9 protein-coding genes and 5 pseudogenes are annotated in these 20,802 nt (G+C 35.2%); 9 read left to right on the plus strand and 5 right to left on the minus strand.

What is annotated here, in order from left to right:
- Positions 1–2: 2 nt before the first annotated feature.
- Both mutL and AAGD79_RS01325 read left to right on the plus strand, forming a co-directional pair.
- The gene (mutL, locus tag AAGD79_RS01320) at positions 3–1,820 is read left to right on the plus strand and encodes a DNA mismatch repair endonuclease MutL (RefSeq protein WP_341811466.1); all 1,818 of its coding nucleotides are present in this window, start codon (positions 3–5) and stop codon (positions 1,818–1,820) included.
- Positions 1,821–2,678: 858 nt separating this feature from the next.
- Positions 2,679–5,342 carry a 2-oxoglutarate dehydrogenase E1 component gene (locus tag AAGD79_RS01325; RefSeq protein WP_341811467.1) on the plus strand — a complete coding sequence of 888 codons (2,664 nt, stop codon included), beginning with the start codon at positions 2,679–2,681 and terminating at the stop codon, positions 5,340–5,342.
- A 132-nt stretch (positions 5,343–5,474) separates the two neighbouring features.
- Here AAGD79_RS01325 and AAGD79_RS01330 read toward each other — a convergent pair.
- From AAGD79_RS01330 to AAGD79_RS01340, 3 genes and pseudogenes are all read right to left on the minus strand, one after another.
- A pseudogene (locus AAGD79_RS01330) lies at positions 5,475–6,339 on the minus strand (IS982 family transposase).
- Positions 6,340–6,390: 51 nt separating this feature from the next.
- A pseudogene (locus tag AAGD79_RS01335) lies at positions 6,391–6,648 on the minus strand (PD-(D/E)XK nuclease family transposase); the annotation flags it as partial.
- Positions 6,649–6,909: 261 nt separating this feature from the next.
- Positions 6,910–8,256 carry an IS110 family transposase gene (locus tag AAGD79_RS01340; RefSeq protein WP_341811129.1) on the minus strand — a complete coding sequence of 449 codons (1,347 nt, stop codon included), beginning with the start codon at positions 8,254–8,256 and terminating at the stop codon, positions 6,910–6,912.
- A gap of 259 nt (positions 8,257–8,515) precedes the next feature.
- Between AAGD79_RS01340 and AAGD79_RS01345 the strand changes: the two genes are divergently transcribed.
- Entirely contained in the window at positions 8,516–8,938 is a 423-nt protein-coding gene (locus tag AAGD79_RS01345; RefSeq protein ID WP_341811468.1) for a hypothetical protein, read from the plus strand.
- A 763-nt stretch (positions 8,939–9,701) separates the two neighbouring features.
- Here the strand turns inward: AAGD79_RS01345 and AAGD79_RS01350 are convergent.
- A pseudogene (locus AAGD79_RS01350) lies at positions 9,702–11,327 on the minus strand (AAA family ATPase); the annotation flags it as partial.
- Between the two features lie 96 nt (positions 11,328–11,423).
- On the opposite strand from AAGD79_RS01350, the pseudogene AAGD79_RS01355 reads away from it, so the two are divergent.
- From AAGD79_RS01355 to AAGD79_RS01380, 6 genes and pseudogenes are all read left to right on the plus strand, one after another.
- Positions 11,424–12,288, plus strand: a pseudogene (locus AAGD79_RS01355) (IS982 family transposase).
- A gap of 19 nt (positions 12,289–12,307) precedes the next feature.
- Positions 12,308–12,637 (plus strand): annotated as a pseudogene (locus AAGD79_RS01360) (phage tail protein); the annotation flags it as partial.
- A 168-nt stretch (positions 12,638–12,805) separates the two neighbouring features.
- Positions 12,806–13,525: an ankyrin repeat domain-containing protein gene (locus AAGD79_RS01365; protein WP_341811469.1), complete on the plus strand. Its 720-nt coding sequence runs from the start codon at positions 12,806–12,808 to the stop codon at positions 13,523–13,525.
- 91 nt (positions 13,526–13,616) lie between these two features.
- Complete coding sequence (locus AAGD79_RS01370) at positions 13,617–14,027, plus strand: ankyrin repeat domain-containing protein (RefSeq protein ID WP_341811630.1); 411 nt, start codon at positions 13,617–13,619, stop codon at positions 14,025–14,027.
- A 4-nt stretch (positions 14,028–14,031) separates the two neighbouring features.
- Positions 14,032–14,466, plus strand: coding sequence for a DUF2924 domain-containing protein (locus AAGD79_RS01375; RefSeq protein ID WP_341811470.1), 435 nt, complete (start codon positions 14,032–14,034; stop codon positions 14,464–14,466).
- Positions 14,460–15,947 (plus strand): recombinase family protein, encoded by a 1,488-nt coding sequence (locus AAGD79_RS01380; protein ID WP_341811471.1) that lies wholly within the window; start codon positions 14,460–14,462, stop codon positions 15,945–15,947. Before AAGD79_RS01375 ends, AAGD79_RS01380 begins: the two co-directional genes overlap by 7 nt.
- 396 nt (positions 15,948–16,343) lie before the next feature.
- Here AAGD79_RS01380 and AAGD79_RS01385 read toward each other — a convergent pair whose 3' ends face one another.
- On the minus strand, positions 16,344–20,411 hold the full coding sequence (locus tag AAGD79_RS01385) for an ankyrin repeat domain-containing protein (RefSeq protein WP_341811472.1): 4,068 nt from the start codon (positions 20,409–20,411) through the stop codon (positions 16,344–16,346).
- Positions 20,412–20,802: the final 391 nt, after the last annotated feature.

A 20,802-nucleotide genomic window follows, 5' to 3' on the forward strand; every position in this document is an offset into this window, starting at 1 on the left:
CTATGGCAATAATTCTTTTAGACACAAAAACCATAAACCGTATAGCAGCGGGGGAGGTGATAGAAAGGCCAGCAAGTGTAGTAAAGGAATTAGTGGAAAATGCAATAGATGCTGGAAGTTTAGAAATAGAGATTAAAATAGAAAGTGGTGGGCGTAACCTTATTATTGTGACAGATGATGGTAACGGAGTAGAAAAAAACGATTTAGAACTTGCGTTTATGCGCCATGCTACTTCAAAATTGAGCGACAATGAGTTGATAGAAATCAAGCATCTTGGCTTTAGAGGAGAAGCTCTGCCTTCAATAGCAGCAGTAAGTAGGATAAAATTATCGTCTAAGGCAAGAGAAGCAAATGAAGCATGGTCTATAAGTTATGAGGGTGGAGAGAAAATAGGGGAGCAAACTCCTTACTCTTTATCACAAGGCACACATATTGAAGTACGAGATTTATTTTTTGCCACTCCAAATAGACTAAAATTTCTAAAAACTGAAAGAGCAGAAACTCAAAGCATTGTTGATATTGTAAACAACCTAGCAATGATTAACTATCATATAGGGTTTACTCTCACTTCAGGTAATAAAAAGCTCTTAAAATACGCTAAGCAGACTTCGTTATTTCATAGATTGTGTGAAGTAGAAGAAGAATTTCAGGGCAGTTCTCTGGAGATCAATGAAGAAGAAGACGACATTAAACTTACGGGACACATCTGTAAGCCGACCGTCAATCGTGGTAAGTCCACTCAGATCTATACGTTTGTTAATGGAAGGCCAATTAAAGATAATTTACTTATTGGCGCAGTTAGGTATGCATATCATGATTTTATTCCAAGCGATAGGTATCCTTTCGCAGCGTTACATTTAGAGATACCTTATGATCAAGTAGATGTAAATGTGCATCCAAATAAGTCAGAAGTAAGGTTTCAGAATAAGAAGCTCATATATGAGATAGTGACAAGAGGATTAATTAAAGCATTTTCAAGAAGGATAGGCACCTTTCTAGCGCATGACCAGAAAATGGATTCAACATTGCCAGATCCTTTTGATAAACCTAATGTTCAAAATGAAAGAAGGCCAAGTCCTTTTGAAAATCAACTAATAAAAGAATTTGCTTCTCCAAATGAAAGAGTAAAAAGCTTATCAGAACAGTCAAAATCGTTTGATTATACCGGCATACAGAAATTACCATCACAAGCGGAGACTATGGTTCTAGAAAAAAAGGTGTTAGAGCAAGTTGATTTGATAGAGAGCCACCCGCTCGGGTTTGCACGCTGTCAGGTCTATAATACTTACATTATTGCCGAGGTAAGAGACAAATTGATTATAGTCGACCAGCATGCAGCCCACGAAAGGCTACTATATGAATGCTTAAAACAAAAATCAAGTATAAAAAGACAAAAACTACTTCTTCCTGAAACGGTTGAAATCAAAAATCAAGCCGGAATGGAGATGATTGAAGTTTATAAAGATAAGTTATTTGAAATGGGTTTTGATATTGAGATCAAATCAGAAAATAAAGTGATAGTAAAAGAAATCCCTGCAATTTTGGGAGCAATAGATGTGAAAGAGATGCTAATTAATATAGTCGATAGATTAACGGAAATAGAAGATACATTGCCAGTAGAAGATAAAGTGAACAAAATATTGGCCACTATCGCTTGTCATGGATCAATTAGAGCGGGTAGAAAAATGAGGTTAGATGAAATGAATGAGCTGCTGAGACAAATGGAAAAAACCCCATATTCCGGGCAATGCAACCACGGAAGACCAACTTATATAGAAATGAAACTCAGTGATATTGAAAAACTTTTTGAGCGCAGGTAATGAGGTTGCCATAAATATGTAAGTGCTCCTTTCTCGTCATCCAAGTAGCTCATAGAAACGAAAAAACTTCCTTGACAAACTCCGTCAGCCCCCTTATCATGAAAGTGAAGCTATTTATTTATCTTCTCTGTACAGATTAAATGACAAAAAAACTCACGAATCTGGCGTCTCATGTTTAATTTTTTGCACTATGTGCACCTTATGTCTTTATAAAATTCTAGGTTTTTACCTAATATAAGCTAAAATGCGCTTATAAAGCATTTAAAACATAAAAAAACGCCAACTTAAAAAATGGATAGTGAATAATTAGCTACCCTAGGGTTTCTTTTGTCTTTTTTTCTGTTTAGTAAATTTCTTAAACATTTATGACTAAAGGTTAGTTGCATTAAAAAGCAGCTAAATCGCGGTTATTAAGCGTTTAGAATAAAAAAACGCCATACTTGAAAGTATAATGTAAGTAATTAGCCAACCACGGGGCTTCTTTTGCCTTTTTTTTCGCTTAGTAAATTTCTTAATGTTTATAGCTAAACGACAACCGTCATCCCGCTACGTGTTAGCGGGATCTCTTGTTAGCGCCGTGGCGGTATGACGTCTCGCTTGCAACCTATAGCTTTGTCATCCCAGTGCCTTGACTATTTGGATCCAGAAAACTTAGCTTCGAGTCAAGTAGACTGCAAATAAAAACTGGATTCCAGCGTCACGCGCTGGAATGACACCCTGACAATCGTCATCCCGCTACGTGTTAGCGGGATCTATGTTAAGAGATACCGCGGCGGTATGACGTATAGAAACTAAAAAAGTTCTTTTTTAAAAAACTTAAGTTATACTTATAAGTATTTGATACTTTTTATAGTGATTATGTCGAGTTTAAGCTGCCTTTATGGTGATAATGCAGAATTTGTAGAAGAGATGTATAGCCGTTATCTGCAGGGCGATAAATCAATCGGGGAAGATTGGAACAGAATTTTTTCAAGTAATTTAGAAGTTAAGAAAACGGAGACCTGCAGTCCGCAGCATGTAACCAAGACGGATGATTCGGCTTCTGATTTGGCAAATTTCTTTAGGTCCTACGGTCATTTTTTTGCAGACCTTAACCCGCTATCACCAAATGAAAATCAAGAAATAGATTATCAAAAATATTCAAATTTATCCCCAGCACGTGACGCTGAAATCTATAGAGATATTTACTGCAAGAATATCGGTTTTGAATTTATGCATATTTCCTCTTATGAGGAGAGAATGTGGCTGCAAGAAAAAATAGAAAGTCAGAGCTACAAACTGGATTCGCGAGACAAAAAAGAAATACTGAGGCACTTGATCGAATCTGAGATGTTCGAGCAATTTCTCCATATGAAATTTCCTGGATATAAACGCTTTTCTATTGAAGGTGGAGAATCAGCTATTGTTGCAATTGAGAGAATCATCAGTGATTCTGCAGCTTTTAGTATTGAAGAAATAGTCCTTGGCATGGCTCACCGCGGACGACTCAATGTTCTAACCAAAGTTATGGGAAAAGAATATGCAGCAATGCTGTCTGAATTTCAAGGCAATCTTGCATACCCAAGTGGTCTTGAGGTGTCCGGTGATGTTAAATATCACCTTGGTTATTCTTCTGATCGAGCACTTGCCAGTGGCAAAAAAATACATTTAAGTTTATGCCCTAATCCATCTCACCTTGAAGCGGTAAATCCGGTTTTGGCTGGAAGAATAAGAGCAAAACAGAATATAAGATCTGTGCTTGGAATATCAATTCATGGTGATGCGGCTTTCATCGGTCAAGGAGTGGTTGCTGAAACTTTAACCTTAAGCAATATTGAAGGCTATAAAGTGGATGGGATTGTGCACATTGTCATTAATAACCAAGTTGGTTTTACTGCTAATCCGTGTTGTGCGCGATCCTCTTTTTATTGCACTGACATAGCAAAATCAATAGAAGCTCCAGTGTTTCACGTTAATGGAGATAACCCTGAAGCTGTGAGTTTTGTTGCGAATTTGGCGATGGAATATAGGCAGAAATTTAAAAAGGACGTAGTGATTGACATAATATGTTACCGCAAATATGGCCATAATGAGGGTGATGAACCGAATTTCACTCAGCCACTTATGTATAAGGCGATATCAAAGCATAAAACTCCTGGAACATTGTATGAAGAAAAATTGACTGCAGAGAAAGTATTAGATGGCGATGAAGTAAATAAATTGCGCAGTGAATTCAGGGCAAAATTAGATAAAAGTCTTGCTGAATCAGCGGCTTACACTCCAAAAAAAGCTGACTGGTTCGGTGGAGTGTGGTCAAAATTAAGAAGAGCAAAGTTGAACGATTTGAGCGAATACTACACGGATTCTGGTGTTCCGCCAGATGAGCTGAAAAAATTAGGTGTGCATATAAATAGCAATATCCCAAGTAACTTTAACATTAACAATAAGGTTAGAAAAATACTCGATGGCAGAATAGACAGTATAAATTCCGGTAGTAATATAGACTGGGCAACTGCCGAAAGTCTTGCGTTTGCATCACTGCTTACAGAAGGAATAGGAGTGTGTTTATCAGGACAAGACTCTGGTCGTGGAACTTTCTCGCACCGTCATTCAAGGCTTGTTGATCAGGTAACAGAAGAAGCATTTATTCCGCTAAACAATATAAATGAAAAGCAAGCTCACTTTGAGGTCATAGATAGCGCACTATCTGAGTATGCTGTAATGGGCTTTGAATATGGATATAGCCTTGATTCCCCGTATTCACTGGTGCTCTGGGAAGGACAATTTGGTGATTTTGCAAATGGTGCACAAATTATGATCGACCAGTTTATCGCATCTGCAGAAACAAAGTGGTTGCGATCAAGCGGTCTAGTTTTATTGCTGCCTCATGGTTATGAAGGACAGGGACCTGAGCATAGCTCCGCACGTATAGAGAGATTTTTGCAACTCTGCGCAGAGGATAATATGCAGGTAGTTAATTGTTCCACTCCGGCGAATTACTTCCATGTCTTACGCAGACAAATGCATAGAGACTTTCGTAAGCCTTTGGTAGTGTTTACACCTAAATCGCTACTGCGTCATAAAAGAGCAGTTTCTAACCTATCCGATTTTGAAGGAAAATTCCTCACGGTGATTCCAGAATGTAGAAAAGGTTTAGTTTCAAGTGATAAAGTACGAAAAGTTGTAATATGCAGCGGTAAAGTTTATTACGATATAATTGAAATGCTTGAAACACAAAAAATAAACGATATAGCAGTAATACGTTTGGAGCAATTCTATCCTTTTCCTGCAGATAAACTAAGTAATGAACTTGAAAAGTACAAAAACGCTGAAATTATATGGTGTCAGGAAGAACCAAAAAATATGGGAGGATGGTTTTTTGTCAACCCATTGATAGAAGAAGTGTTATCTAATCTCGATATCCAAGCAAAAAGACCTAAGTGTATCGCAAGACCTGCTGCTGCATCTCCTGCATGTGGTTATGTTAGTGTTCACACTCAGCAGCAGGAGGAGATTTTAAAGCAGGTTATGCAGGGGATCTAGCACAATTGTGCAAATATTGAAGCGAAAGCTGGCAAGCGAACATTGTTCATCAGATCTTGACGCTGGGCACTGCAGCCAGGCGCAATAGAAAACGCATTACACCAATAAAGCCCTTTTGACCCCAGTTATGGATTAACCAACACAGTAAGGCTTAGAAATAGAAGGCTTTTTTGACTGCATGGAATATGAAATTAATGTAGAAAAAATATGTACCAGAAAATTTATTGGCGATCTGTGCCGTGTATGTTCAAGCTCAAATTTATTTTTTAAACAACCAAAGACTGTCTCAATAATCGACCTTTTTCTCAATAAAGCCTTCTCTTTTAGTGAGATTAGTGCGTTTTTCATGCCTTTTTTCACTTTAGTGACAAGCTTTAAACCTCTATCGAAGAGTTCCTCAAAGAGCTCCTTCTTGATATAGCCTTTATCTCCGAACAAAAGTCCTGTCAGTCTTTTAGTTATAGTTGGCACAGGTATCAACGTTACCTTTGGTTAGAGTAAGTGATTGAATTTCTCCAATTTCGTTAATCACCAAGTGCAATTTAAAGCCAAAAAACCAACCATACGTGCTCTTACCAATTTCTGCTAAACCATCAAAAACTTTGTTCCTAGAGATCCTTTTCTTGTGGCAAATGGCAATCGTAGAAGTGTCAATGTAGGAAGTACCTGTCATTTTCGCTTGTTCGCAGAACCATTGAAGAAGTAATGCTAAATACCGTAAAACTCTCGGCTTTAAGGCAATAAATCTGTGATATGAAGGCATCTTTGAAAATTCTGATCTATAGAGTAACTTAAGGTAACAAAGATAAAAAGCCTTGAAGTTTTTACATGGCGATTGGTGGTATAACAGGATTATGGTTAGCATTTCTGAGTGCGCTATTTCTGGTACTCTGGTTGGTTTTTTGCCATTTGATAAGAACTTATTTGCAAAATTTTCATCTACTACACGACAAAAATCCTCGACGCAGCAGTAAAGTTCTGTAATATCTTTCTTCATGGGTAACCTCTTAAATTATTGTTAAAATACTTGAGTTTACCCTATTTCCCTCTTTATTAATTCTACTTTTATCTGTTTTCTAATCCATAACTGGGGTTTACAAAGAACATCGACAATACTTTGCTTTTTAGCGGCAATTTCGGGATCTAAAATAGTAGCTAAGAATTCAACATCGTGAATAGCAGCTAAGCCAGTGAAGCCTAAAATATCGTTCAAGAAATGAATGAGGATATCTTTATTCTTCTCGGTGCCAAATATTCTTTTAAAGGCATAATCATTGCGTGCATCAAGAAACTTCGAAAGAGCCATAAGAAATCAACCTAAAAAGCATTAATAATTATACACAATTGTGAAGAAATATTCAACGTTTTTATGCTAAAGTCTATTAAAGTTAGCAAAATTTCAAGAGTTGGGGAAAATTACCTTCATAAATGACCCTAGAATGCTACCACGCACCTTAATGTTATATTTTATCATCTTTTACAACTCCCTCTATAAACCCCAGCAAATGAATTCATGAGCTATAAAGAGCTTTAAAAACACTTATTTTGGGTATGAGAGACTAACCTTCTAAGAAACTCTTTCTGCTAGTAGCTCTTTTTTAATCAAGACACAACCAAATTCACTAGCTTTCTTGCTTAGAGTCTTCACTATTTTTTCCTTATATAACTTTTCATAGTAATCAATGCCCTTCTCTACATATTCCTGTCCATACTTTAGCATACTATAAAAAATGCACGCCAATTTCCTAGCCGTAGCGGTAATCGCTTTCGGTGCTCCTAGTCGTTTTTTTAACCTTCTGCAATATGCACCAATCCCACTGTTGCTTCTTGACACACACTGGGCAGCCATCCTAAAAGCATTTGCAGCACGAGCAATAACTTTGCGAGTTCTCGTCCCAAATACTTTTTCCCCTGTAACTTTATTAGCAGGACTTAGCCCCAACCAAGAAGTAAAGTGCTTCTCTGATGGCCATTTATCGTGGTTCAAACCAACTTCTGAGATAATTGTTTGTATAGTTAGCACATCAAGCCCAGGAACTTTAGTAAAATCAATACCGGTTACTCTATACAGTTCTTCGTGTAAAGGAAAGTCTGGTCTGTTTTTTGAAAACCTATTCTTTATTTTGCTGCATCGCTTATTCTCGTCAGATTTTGTTTCAAATGTTTTGTAATATTGTTCGATGCTTTTGTCGCATTCTGCTATTTTTTCCTGATAAATATTATACAATTCAAATTCTTGCTTTAACACAAATAAGAGTTCCTTTCTGTAGTCGCCTTTTAGCGCTTTTGCCATGGTAGATCTATCATTTCTTATCCGTACATCTCTCAATTCTGATAATTTTTCAGGATTCCTTTCACCTTCAATTATTGCTTTGATAATTTGCATACCGGTCACTCCAGTAATATCACTTATGACTTTGTGTAATTGAACGTTCATTTGAATTAACGCTTTTTGCATACGTAGAATATGTGTGGATGCACTTTCAATCAGGTTGCTACGTTGCCTAACGTAATTACGCAACACACACATTTGATCATCAGGTCTAAACGACCCATGGAGTAATCCATAGCTGTGTAATTGTTGTAACCATTGACAGTCTTGAACGTCGGATTTTCTACCAGGCACGTTCTTAATATATCGTGCATTTACCAATTTTACCTCAAATCCATATGACTCAAGTATTTGAAACAAAGGAATCCAATATACTCCTGTTGATTCCATAGCTACTGTTCTAACTTTACATTTCTTTAACCACCCTGCTAAGTTATGAAGATCAACTGTAAAGCATCCAAATTTTTTGACACGTTGTTCATCTCTTCCTTCAGGTACACATACATAATGTACAGCTGAGCCGATATCAATTCCTGCTGTATCAGGATTCACTATTTCTAGTTTACTTTTTGCCTTTATCATGGTAATTATCCTACTATAACTTATAATGGAGAAGCACTTAAGCTTGGGACGGTTAGATTATACAATCTTCTAATCGAGGTAGTCATAATAGACTCCATCAGTGGTTTAACCGTTCCTCCAAAACCACGCTCCTAAACGGGCACTTAAGCACCATTGATCAGTCGGTTATAACTGCAGAAGTACTTCTTGATAAATTATATATAAAAATTGCTATGGAAGTGAAGAAATAGTTTCTTTCCGGTTTAACAAGATTTTTTTCTTGTTCGACGCTCCTAAAGAGAAGGAATTACTAAAGTTGCAATTGATAGAGGGCTCACTTTACGTAAACAATATAGAGATTCTAAATAAGAAAGCTGTAGCATGTATGAAAGTTTTTCGCATATTATTTGAACAATTTTTGAATGATTGTAAAAAAGAATTACCCCCTGAAAAACACATGTTGCTTAGCATAACTGAAATAGAAAAGCGCCTAAATCTTGATCCAGAAGCAGACCCAGAACATCACATCAGAAAACCACTAAACACAATCCAAAGAACAATAAAAACCACATTAGCTAAAAAGTTAGGATTAAACATCGAACGTAATGATGTGATTCAAACAGTTGGTTGGCCTGGATCATCACGTAAAGATTATGGCTACCGTATTAACCCTTTTACTTTGGTTATAAAAGCAACTCGTTAAGTTTTAGAGATACTAAGTAACCAATTAAGCGCCATAAGTTACGTAAAATATCGACTATACAAATCTGTCTCATACATTAAAAAAATTTCTTTACAACTAAAGTAAAACGTGATAAGATTAACATGGGGTGTTTACTTCTAAGTTAGGACATGGTGTTAATCGGCTTTTAAGGGCTGTTATAAGCGTTCTTTAGGTCAAGGTGGTATAATTGTACCCTTGGGTCATAGAGTCTTTTTAAAACGCTATTATAAATTGTTTTGTCTTTCACTTTTAGGTCCTTCATCTTTTTTTTCAAGTTGTTCAAAATGCAATAGTAGGTTTTTCGTATTTTTGTCTCTGTGTTGTATTTCTATTAGTGACTACTTTTCCAAACTTCTTTCTTTTTGCTCAAAAGTTACTATGAACCATTACTATAGTTATTGTATTTTATATTAGTTTATTATTATATCATTTATTATTATTTATATATATAATATATAAGATTCTCGGAAAGTGGAAATCAGCCACTGTAGCGGGTTTGAGTGTTACCAAATTAGCTAAATTTTTTGGAAATGGAAACGTAATATTTCTTATATTAGATGGCTAAAAATCAATGAATTTCAATAGTTTAAGTGTGAATATACTCTAATTTCCAAATCTTGATAAATTTTCCGGAAATCATGGAAATTTGGTTGTGTGGGATTCATTTTTTGTTCTTAAAACCTTACTTTCAGAGAGACAAAATGAACCCACAAAACTTTCATAAGTGAGCTTTAAGTATTTTTTAGAAGTTACCTATTTCAAACCTTCCTGCACCTAGCTTAAACTTACCTTCTCCTCTGGCAAAAGAACCAGTTTTGATATCAAGCCATTTATCCTCTTTTGAGTTTGTAGCCATACCTTTTACTATTTTTCTTTCGTTTAATAGTTCCTGTGCTAAACGTTCAAGTCTATGCCTACTAACACCATGAAACGCAGCTGGTAATCTATGCCGTTGTTGAAACACTCCTGGTCCACCTGTATGAGTAAACGGATGACCTTCTTCTGCTGACACTGCAATAGCTTGCATCAGTATCTTTTTTAAGTATTCATCAGATAATTTTCCAAGCTTAAATTCCTCAGATATATCCTCAAGCAAGCCAGTTGAGGAGCGTAAGTAAGTTCTTATATTCCTATCTGTTGCTCCATTAGACTTAACTATAGCTCCTTGGTATACTGCATTATTAACTTTATTAACCTTTAATGTATTAAACACAGTATTCTGATGCTCTTTTGAAGCAGGCCATAATGCAAAAGAACACCTCACACCATCAACAAGTGCAGTTGTACCTCTTATCGCATCTCTTGCCTGTTCCACAGTCGTAATCGGTTCACTGCACTTGGGTTTTCTCATATGATGTGCTACAATTACAGCTGCTCCTGTTTCATTTGCTAAGTTTGCAAGTAACCCCATTGCGTAATATCCCATTTCTGGATCTGAGTTTATATTAGCATGGACAAATGATACTAGTGGATCAAATACTATTAGTTTTAGATCTTTTACTTTATCTAATTGTCTACAGATGTCTTCAAATTTATCTGAAGTTTCAGGACATTTACCACGCATGTTGCTTTTCACTATAGAAAAGGGCTCTCCCGTATTTGGAATAGGTATAATAAATAATCGATTTTGATATTCTGCTCTCTTGCTACCAGGATCAAGACGATCAAGACGACGGTGTATCTCACCTGCATCATCTTCTGCTGAAAAAATCACCACTGATCCATGCTCTGTAACAAGGGAACCAAAACCACATATCTGATCTGCATCACTTGCAACCTTAAGTGCCAAGTCAAGGAGTAGCATACCTTTACCTGTATCTCCCATAGCAGCTACTATTGAGGTAACACCTAAAGGAAATAAACCTTCAACAAGAAACCTTTGTATTGGTACTGAACCTAAATAACGACTCACACTCCAGTCTAAAATGTTAAGCGGCTGTTTTGTAGATCTTTCTAAACTTTTCATATTTGAAGTATTTGGAATGTCAGTAGATGGGGTATCAATAGTAAGTAAAGGAGTTGAAGCTAAAAATTCTTCAATGCTTATACCATCCTTTACACAATCAGCGGCATCCCATTTCTCAGGCTTATCTTGAGGAATTTCAAGCACAGCAAGTGATGCAACTCCAAGATCTAACAGCTTTTTTGCAGCATTTTCAGCATATCGTTTGCCTGCTTCATCATTATCTGGCCAAATAATAATGTGTTTACCTTTAAGTGGAGTCCAATCTGTCTTCTCAATAGGTGCATTTGCTCCTGACATTGCTGTTGTTGCAATTATTCCTTTCTCTATCAGCGCTTCTGCACATTTTTCTCCCTCAACCAGAACAACTTTATCGGACTTTAAAATACCTGGAATATTATATAACCCCAGTTATGGATTAGAAAACAGATAAAAGTAGAATTAATAAAGAGGGAAATAGGGTAAACTCAAGTATTTTAACAATAATTTAAGAGGTTACCCATGAAGAAAGATATTACAGAACTTTACTGCTGCGTCGAGGATTTTTGTCGTGTAGTAGATGAAAATTTTGCAAATAAGTTCTTATCAAATGGCAAAAAACCAACCAGAGTACCAGAAATAGCGCACTCAGAAATGCTAACCATAATCCTGTTATACCACCAATCGCCATGTAAAAACTTCAAGGCTTTTTATCTTTGTTACCTTAAGTTACTCTATAGATCAGAATTTTCAAAGATGCCTTCATATCACAGATTTATTGCCTTAAAGCCGAGAGTTTTACGGTATTTAGCATTACTTCTTCAATGGTTCTGCGAACAAGCGAAAATGACAGGTACTTCCTACATTGACACTTCTACGATTGCCATTTGCCACAAGAAAAGGATCTCTAGGAACAAAGTTTTTGATGGTTTAGCAGAAATTGGTAAGAGCACGTATGGTTGGTTTTTTGGCTTTAAATTGCACTTGGTGATTAACGAAATTGGAGAAATTCAATCACTTACTCTAACCAAAGGTAACGTTGATACCTGTGCCAACTATAACTAAAAGACTGACAGGACTTTTGTTCGGAGATAAAGGCTATATCAAGAAGGAGCTCTTTGAGGAACTCTTCGATAGAGGTTTAAAGCTTGTCACTAAAGTGAAAAAAGGCATGAAAAACGCACTAATCTCACTAAAAGAGAAGGCTTTATTGAGAAAAAGGTCGATTATTGAGACAGTCTTTGGTTGTTTAAAAAATAAATTTGAGCTTGAACATACACGGCACAGATCGCCAATAAATTTTCTGGTACATATTTTTTCTACATTAATTTCATATTCCATGCAGTCAAAAAAGCCTTCTATTTCTAAGCCTTACTGTGTTGGTTAATCCATAACTGGGGTTTGGTAGCATAGAAGAAGAAGGAAATAAATTTGTATTGGGAAACGATAAACTTTCATGGCAACGTTGGAATTTAAAACACAAACCAATTTTAGAAAGGTTTAGCGTTACTCACAACTATAAAGTAGAAAATTATACAGATCAGAAGGTCAGAAAATATGTTTTAGCAGAACACAACGTTTACTATAAAAATGATTTGGATTCAGAGCAAAAAGACTCAATACACGAATTAGAAAAGCACATTTTAGTATTTTACCCGGGAGTACTGAAGTGGCATGAACATCGACATTTGCACAGAAGTTGGAAAGATAGTCGAATAATATCTCTAATAAGTTAAGTACTTATATTTAGATACTCATATATTATATTAATAACAGGTAAAAGTGTATGAAATAAAAAGAAAAAGACTTGCTTTCTCATGCTAAAAAGGACATGACTTGAATAGCAGCAGGTAAACATAAGAAATTTATCTAGCGCTAGAAAAGCTAATTTTGTGAGGTATGAAATGAGTTTTAGCAAGAGTAAGTTTTTTAAAGAAGTATCAAGTAACGGGTTTAAAAACATTAATAAAAGAAATGAAGAAGGAGAAACGATATTACACCAAGCAGTAGAAATCTCTGATTACAAAACAGTGAGATTATTAATAAAAAAAGGAGCAGAGGTAAATGCAAGAGATAAAAATGGTTATACACCTCTACACTGTGCAGTATTTGCGAAAAGCTTAGAAAATGTAAAAGTGCTGCTAAGTTCGGGAGCAGAAGTAAATGCCACTCAATATGTCACTGGATGTACGCCACTCCACTCTGCGTGCAAGATGGGAGGAGCAGGAGTTGAAATAATAAAAGAGCTGGTAAAGGCTGGAGCTGAAGTTAATCAACTGAATAAGTACGGCGCAACGCCAATGTATTACATCTGGGAAAGTGAAAAGTATCGTCTATGTGATAGCAAAGAGAGTGAAAAGGCGAGTAAATTTCTGAGAGAAAAAGGAGGAATAACAAAAAGTAGAGAACTGACGTGCTATGGAATAGAGGGGCTAGTGGGAGAAATAGCAGACATGTTGAATGGAAGCTACATGCCGGAGCTAAAAATAATAGAGATAGGAGAAATAAGGAAGAGAGACAAATCGCTAATAAAGAAAGAATGTCAAAATTTAGCAAGCAAGATAATCAGCCAAGTGAATGAAATGATAGATGAGGCAGAAAATGTAGTAGTAAGAAAGGCTTAAAAAAGGGACTTAATTTTAAAGAAAGGTGGAGGTAAGTTATGGTAAAGCTCGGTAAAAAGAGGAGTCACTATTAGAGAACTCGTTTAAAAATATTTATGAAAGAGACGAGAATGGAAGAACAGCTCTGCATTATGCAATAAACGCAAAAACAGTGAGGGTATTAGTTGAAAAAGGAGTGAATGTAAATGCAACAGATGTAGAAGGATATACAGCACTGCACCTAGCGGTAACGGAGAAACGTCTAGAAATCGTGAGGGAATTGATAAAATCAGGAGCAGACGTAAATGCTGAGGAATATGGAAATAAATGCACACCGCTGCATCTAGGATGTATGGTAGGTGAAAAAGAAATAGTGGAAGAGTTAGTGGAGGCAGGAGGAGAAATAGAGCAAGAGGATGAATGTGGGATGACGGCAATAGATTATGCGAAAAATAGTAAAGAAGTAACTGAAGTATTGAAGAAAGAAACGGACAGAATTGAAAAGTTATTTATGAGAGGCTGAAAACATGGAGGAAGAAATAGAAAAGAAAGTAATGAATTTAGAGAGAAAACCTTTGGGTGAGCTGAGAAAAATATGGAAGAAGGTATTTGGGAAAGAAGCGCCTAGATACTCAAAGAAATATCTGATACCAAGATTAGCTTATAGAATGCAGGAAAAAGCGTATGGAGAAATGTCAAGAAAAGGAGCAAAAAGACTGGAGTATCTGGCAGATCGGCTAGAGAAGGGAAAAAGAATAAGTAGTGACAAACTTCCAGTAGCAGGAACAGAGCTAATATTAGAGAGAGGAGAAGAGACGCATGCGGTAATGGTAACAGATAAGGGTTTAATCTACAGAGAAGAGTTTTACACGTCATTGTCAGCAGTAGCCGGAAAAATAATGGGAATGAGTTACAATGGGCCGCTTCTATTTGGAATGAGAGATAAGGAGAAAGGATGCTGAAAGAGGTAAGATGTGCGATATATACTAGGAAGTCAAATGAAGATGGTCTAGAACAAAAATTTAATAGTCTTGATGCGCAACGTGTAGCATGTGAAAAATATATAAAAAGCCGAGAAGGATGGGTAGCATTGGTAAAAAGGTACGATGATGGTGGATATTCAGGGAAAAATTTAGAAAGACCAGCAATAAAGGAATTATTTGAAGATGTAAAAACAGGAGAAGTAGATTGTGTAGTAGTATATACGCTAGATAGGCTATCAAGAGAAACAAAAGACAGCATAGAAGTAACGTCATTTTTTAGAAGGCACCGAGTAAATTTTGTAGCAGTAACACAAATATTTGATAATAATACGCCAATGGGAAAATTTGTACAAACGGTATTGTCAGGAGCAGCACAACTAGAAAGAGAAATGATTGTAGAAAGAGTAAAAAATAAAATAGCAACATCAAAGGAGCAGGGGTTATGGATGGGTGGAACTTTACCGCTTGGATATGATGTAAAAGATAAAGAATTAATAATAAATGAAAAAGAAGCGAAAATAGTAGGGCACATATTTGAAAGATATTTGGAGCTAAAATCAATGGCAGAATTGGCAAGGGAGCTAAATAGTCAAGGTTACAGAACAAAATCAGATATCTTTAAAAAAGCGACAGTGAGAAGAATAATAACAAATCCAATATATATGGGAAAAATACGGCATTATGAGAAAGAGTATGAGGGAAAGCATGAAGCAATAATAAAAGAGGAAAAATGGCAAAAAGCGCAGGAATTGATAAAGAATCAACCATATAGAAAGGCGAAATACGAGGAAGCGTTGCTAAAGGGAATAATTAAGTGCAAGAGCTGTGGTGTAAATATGACACTAACGTATGCAAAAAAAGAAAATAAAAGGTACCGATATTACGTGTGCAATAACCATTTAAGGGGAAAAGGTTGTGAATCAATAAACAGAACTATAGTAGCGGGAGAGGTGGAAAAAGAAGTGATGAGAAAGACAGAGCAGCTATATGAAAAACGGGGAGAAAAGACCGAAGAAAAATGGAAAAATTTAAGTTTTGGAAAGCAGAAAGAAGTAGTGAAAAAGTTAATAAAGGGAGTAATGGTTAAGGAAGATGGAATAGAAGTGAGTTCTGAATCAGAGGAAAAGTTTATACCAATAAAGAAGAAACGAAACAAATGCACAGTAGTAGAGCCAGAAGGAAAAACAAATAATGCGCTACTGAAAGCAGTGGTAAGAGCCCATTCCTGGAAACGTCAGCTAGAAGAGGGAAAATATGGAAGTGTGAAGGAACTGAGTGCCAAAATTAATATAGGTACAAGACGCATACAACAAATTTTAAGATTAAATTATTTAGCTCCGAAGATTAAAGAAGACATAGTGAATGGGAGACAGCCAAGAGATTTGAAATTAGTTGATTTGAGAGAAATACCGATGCTGTGGAGTGAGCAATTGGAGAAATTCTACGGTCTTGATTTATAAAAGCAACAGAAAAGGGCCATGCCAAAAGATGTTGAGATTGATATAGAAAAGTAAATCAATGTTACAGAATCAATTATATGAAAATATCAATGTAAATGATGAAGATTTTAGCATATCAGATGCAATAGTGATAAAAAATGTATCCAATTTTAGCTGCATATTTTAATGGTAGATTTGGAGGAAAATTCTGTAAACATCAAAAAAAGCAATACTCTAAACCACAGCACACAACTCCAGAAAGTAGTACATGTTGAGCAATCTATAGCCCCTTTTGAATCTGAGAGTGTACTTGAAAATCCATAAACATTAAGTAAACTTTTTAAATAAAATAGTTTCTTTTTCAACTTACTAAATAAACTTCTCCCATCATTGCTGTGTAACAAATCATATACAAAGCTATGGTCTACTTACAAGCAGTGCCTTCTGTTGATGAGATGTTTTTTCTATTTTTAACTCATCCATACTACAGCTTGGCAAGCTTGAATAGAACAAGGAATCTTTTTGTTCTTGTGTTTGTTTTGCCAAGACCTTATTTCTATAAAGTAGGGGTTGAAAATGATCATGGCCTCCATTTACCATATGTAAGACACTATTGTGACTATAATCTATCTTACATGCTTTTGATCCTGAGCTATCTATTAACTGATGCAAGAACGGATCTTGTTGCTTATCAATAGTGTGCAATGGATTACTCTCTGCAACATGCAATTTCACACCATACTTACTACAAAGTACTCTGCCCTCGATATCGTAACGTCCCCAAAATTCATTCTTTCCAATGCTATTGATATATTGGTTACACGTAATTCCACGATTTACGAACTCACCTTCAACCTCATCAAAGTCATTGCCAATTTTACTTATAAACCACTCTGGAGGATTGTCTTGCGCAAATCTCTTACACTCATTCCTTAACTGCTCTACAGTAACTTTGATTCCCTTTTGTTGTTCCAGACTTTGCCTGAATGAATCAAAAAAACAGCTTCCATTATTGATTGCGTGCCCTAAATAGAAGTCATCAGGTATGTTTGATTTTTGCTCTTTATCACCTTGTTTTTCTGCTTTTTCAGTATCTTCTTTCTCTAAATTAAAAATCCCATTCCAATTGTATCTACCTTCTAGTCCTAACCTTTTACTCTCTCTTTCTGCCGTATTAACTAAATCTATTTTAGAAATATCCTCTTTTTCTTCAGATAACCTAGATAGAGTTTTAAAGATATCTACCAGATGAGTTTTTATGTCAAAGCTCTTCTCCTTTTTAACAATACTAGATTCAATATTACATAAATCTTGTAATAACTTATGCCTTTTAGCAATTTCCTCCTTAGAATCCCTTCTTAACTCTTCACGTTTTACCCATGAGCCCTTCTGCTTATTGGATTCGCTTATTACTTCAGGACGCATTAATCCACCAGATCTAGCAAAAACACCTCGGTCTATGGCTTCAATAACCGATAAACCTCCCAACAAGCAATTTTGTCCTATTTTTTCATAATTTTCTATTCCTTCATTGCAATCTTCTATTGCTTTATTATAACTGTCTATTTCATCGAGTAGAAGTAGGCCTTCTTCACTCACCTCTACTTTTATCCAATTTTCATTTTTCTCATCAGGATATAACCTAACTTCTAATTCTCCTAAACTAGTATAGAAAGTCAGTACTATATCACTACCATCTGCAAGGTCTGTATAATTTCTTATTCCTCCTTGAGTAATAATTTCTACCTCACTTTCACCAATCTTTATTATATTTCTCCCACACCCTACTTCCCGAGTGAATCCTAAATCTCTTTCTCCATCTGTAATCTTCGCAACATCTATCGTGCTATCCTCTGAATATTCTAAATAAAAAGATGAGTTATCCATTTTTGCATTTTTTATCCTACCATTGGTTGCACTTTTAGCAATTTCCATAAATTTTGTAGTACGATTGATATAATCTTCATAGGCTTTTACTGTATTGGTTTTGTGGCCTTCAAATTCCCATTCCAGAGTATCAAATAAATCCTCAGCATCTACGCTATATAACATTGCTCCTCTTGATAACAATTTACATACTATTTCACTAGCAATCTCAAAGTTACTGTCTAATTTGCCAATTTTGTTTACTACAAGATCCATAAAATTATATATTTCTTCTCCAAATTCATCATAAAATGACCTGGGAAAATTAAATCTTACTCCAGACCGTATAGCTTGATCTACAATTTCTGATAGTTGGTACATATTTTGAACTTTAGATGCTTTTTTAAATAATTCATCCAGCTCCATATTTTTATTTAATGTTAAACTATACCATAAGCTAGATTCTGGAACATATTCTTCCATTCTATAGCCCATTTTGTAAGTTACTCCTACTTCTGAAAAAAGTAATCTTCTTACTTCAGGGACGATTGCAAATTCACAAAGATTGAAAACCACTTTTAAATCTTGATCATTTTTATGTTTATGTAAAAACTGCTTGAGACCTTCAGTAAGGCCAACTGAATCACCTTGAAAGTGCAACTCATTAGATAATTCCTTTTTTAATCTTTTCTGATTGTCAGTGAAAAAGCACTCTATATATTTGTTATCATTACCAATTGCAACATCTAGAGGAGTTTTTCCCTGTTTATCAAGTATATTGAGCTTAGCCCTGCTCTCTAGAAACAAATTTATACTTTCTTTATCTAACCCAACTTTAGCAGCATAATGCAAAGGAGTTTTCCCTTGATTATCCTGCTGATTAGGATTAGCTCCTGCTTTTAGAAGAGAAGCTATACTGTTAAATCCATTAGCACAATGCAAGGGTGTCTGCCCTCTATCATTATGTATATTAGGGTCAGCTCCTGCTTTTAAAAGCAAACCCACAGCATTATCATAGTCTTTATCTTTATCAGCTACGCTTGATAATGCATGTAGTACAGTTAATCTAGACTCTCCCCTTCTGAGATTCAGAACAGTTTTTAAATCTTGATTGTCTTTGTTGTCGAGTAAAAACCTCTCAAGATTCTTAGCATAATTATTTCCTGTAGAGCTTAAAATACTTAACAATTCTTCATTTAACTTTTTTTCATTTTCACTTTTTATTAAGTTAGATCTGTGAACAAACCATATACGCATTAAGTTATCAAACGTATCTTCAGTAATATCCATTAAAGAGCAATCACGAAATGTGAAACTACAACGTTCAAACGAAGAACATAAATATTCTTTAATCAGCTGATACTTGTCATTTACTTGTTCTTCCTTGGACTTTTTTAGTGGTGTTTTCAAGGTTTTATCTGTTTTTGAACACTTTTGCTCAGAATTTAATTCTTTTCCTTGCTCAGAAAAACTGTAATAATCTTTATCTAGTAATTTACCTTCTTCATTAATTTTTTCCTGGCGACAACTATCTCTATCATAACTAATTTCCGTTTGAGTAAATTTGTCTGCTTTGATCTTTACCTCACTTGGTTCATCTGAAAGTAACATTTTAGTCTGAAAGCATAGAAGTTTAGACTTGCGATCATCATTTTCTTTTTGTAGTGTACTTAACTCTCTAATTAAATCCTGATTTTCTAAATTTAATGGCCTATTTGATTCTAGACACTTTTGCTTAGAACTCGACTCTGGCTTTATTCCATCAAAAAAAGAGGCGTAACCTAAATCTGACTCATGACTACACTCACCTTTATCATAGCCATTTTCCATTTGAGTAAATTTATCTGCTTTGATCTTTGCTTCACTGAGCTTATCTAAGAGTGATCTTCCGGGTTGAAGATGTAGAATTTTTAATTTTAGATCTTCATTTTCTTTTTTTAATCTATTCAACTCTTCAATCAAATCATGATTTTTTAATTTCTCCTGATTTACATCACCTATCAGATATTCAATTTCTTGTAAATACTTATTGTCATCTGGTAACTTCATTAAATCTTCCAGCTGCTTTTCCTTCTCGTCAGACTGATCTTTTAACCTACTTATTAAAGCCTCAGCTTGATCTAAATCTTTGTTTAGCTTTTTATTTGTTATGTTCATGAAATGAATTTCATCTTTCTTATCCTTTAACTCCTCATTTAAGAGGTTAATTGTAGAATTCTTAATAGAGACCCCATTTCGCAGACATCCTTCTAATTTTTCTAGCTGTTGTTCTAATCTTTCATTTTCTTCATAGATGTTACGTGCATTTCTTTCCTGTTTCTCCATTGTAACTTCAAGCCTTTTAATTTTCCCTTCTAGGGTTTGCTTATCTTCGGTAAGCTGACTTACTTCTTCGTAATACTCTTCTGCTCTTCCCTTATAGTGTCTGTGTAACTCTACTTTTTGTTTAAGATCAAAATTTTCTTGTTGTAGATTTTCTATTGTACTTTCCGAACTATCTATTACTTGATTTTCTTCACTGCTAATCTCAAATACATCCTCAGGAAAATATGGAAATTCACGAGACGTAGTGTCTTCAAAATCATTACTACCATGTGCTATCTGATTTGAATTAAGCATACCTATATCCCCCTACTAAAATAAACAGATAACGTATTGTATGTTCTATATACAATAATTGCAATTGATTTGAACATGATTTGTTTACTAATTAGTATTGTGAATTTTCACAGAATAGATTTATATGCAAAATATTATGATACCATATAAAGCAGATGGATAATTCATAGTCTTTTTGAAAGGATAACTCTAATGAGAGGACCATGATAATTAGTGTTATAAAGAATTGAATTATTGACTCTTCCTAAAATTGCAAAAAAGGTCGTATATTTGTGAGAACAAGCCGCGTAAAAATAAGGTTATAAAAATAGAAGATTTAAATTATTTCTATAAGCTTGAGCAAATTAGTTCGTATGTAGATATGGATGAAATGGTCTAATATTGCTACTTT

The sequence above is a fragment of the Wolbachia endosymbiont (group A) of Oxytorus armatus genome (genome assembly GCF_964027005.1).
GTDB classification, from domain to species: Bacteria; Pseudomonadota; Alphaproteobacteria; order Rickettsiales; family Anaplasmataceae; genus Wolbachia; species Wolbachia pipientis.

Bases quoted from the DNA above. Each gene is read 5' to 3' on its own strand.
- AAGD79_RS01375 (WP_341811470.1), top strand. From the start codon at position 14,032: ATGGAGGAAGAAATAGAAAAGAAAGTAATGAATTTAGAGAGAAAACCT.
- AAGD79_RS01380 (WP_341811471.1), top strand. From the start codon at position 14,460: ATGCTGAAAGAGGTAAGATGTGCGATATATACTAGGAAGTCAAATGAA.
- AAGD79_RS01365 (WP_341811469.1), top strand. From the start codon at position 12,806: ATGAGTTTTAGCAAGAGTAAGTTTTTTAAAGAAGTATCAAGTAACGGG.
- mutL (WP_341811466.1), top strand. From the start codon at position 3: ATGGCAATAATTCTTTTAGACACAAAAACCATAAACCGTATAGCAGCG.
- AAGD79_RS01385 (WP_341811472.1), bottom strand. From the start codon at position 20,411: ATGCTTAATTCAAATCAGATAGCACATGGTAGTAATGATTTTGAAGAC.
- AAGD79_RS01340 (WP_341811129.1), bottom strand. From the start codon at position 8,256: ATGATAAAGGCAAAAAGTAAACTAGAAATAGTGAATCCTGATACAGCA.
- AAGD79_RS01325 (WP_341811467.1), top strand. From the start codon at position 2,679: ATGTCGAGTTTAAGCTGCCTTTATGGTGATAATGCAGAATTTGTAGAA.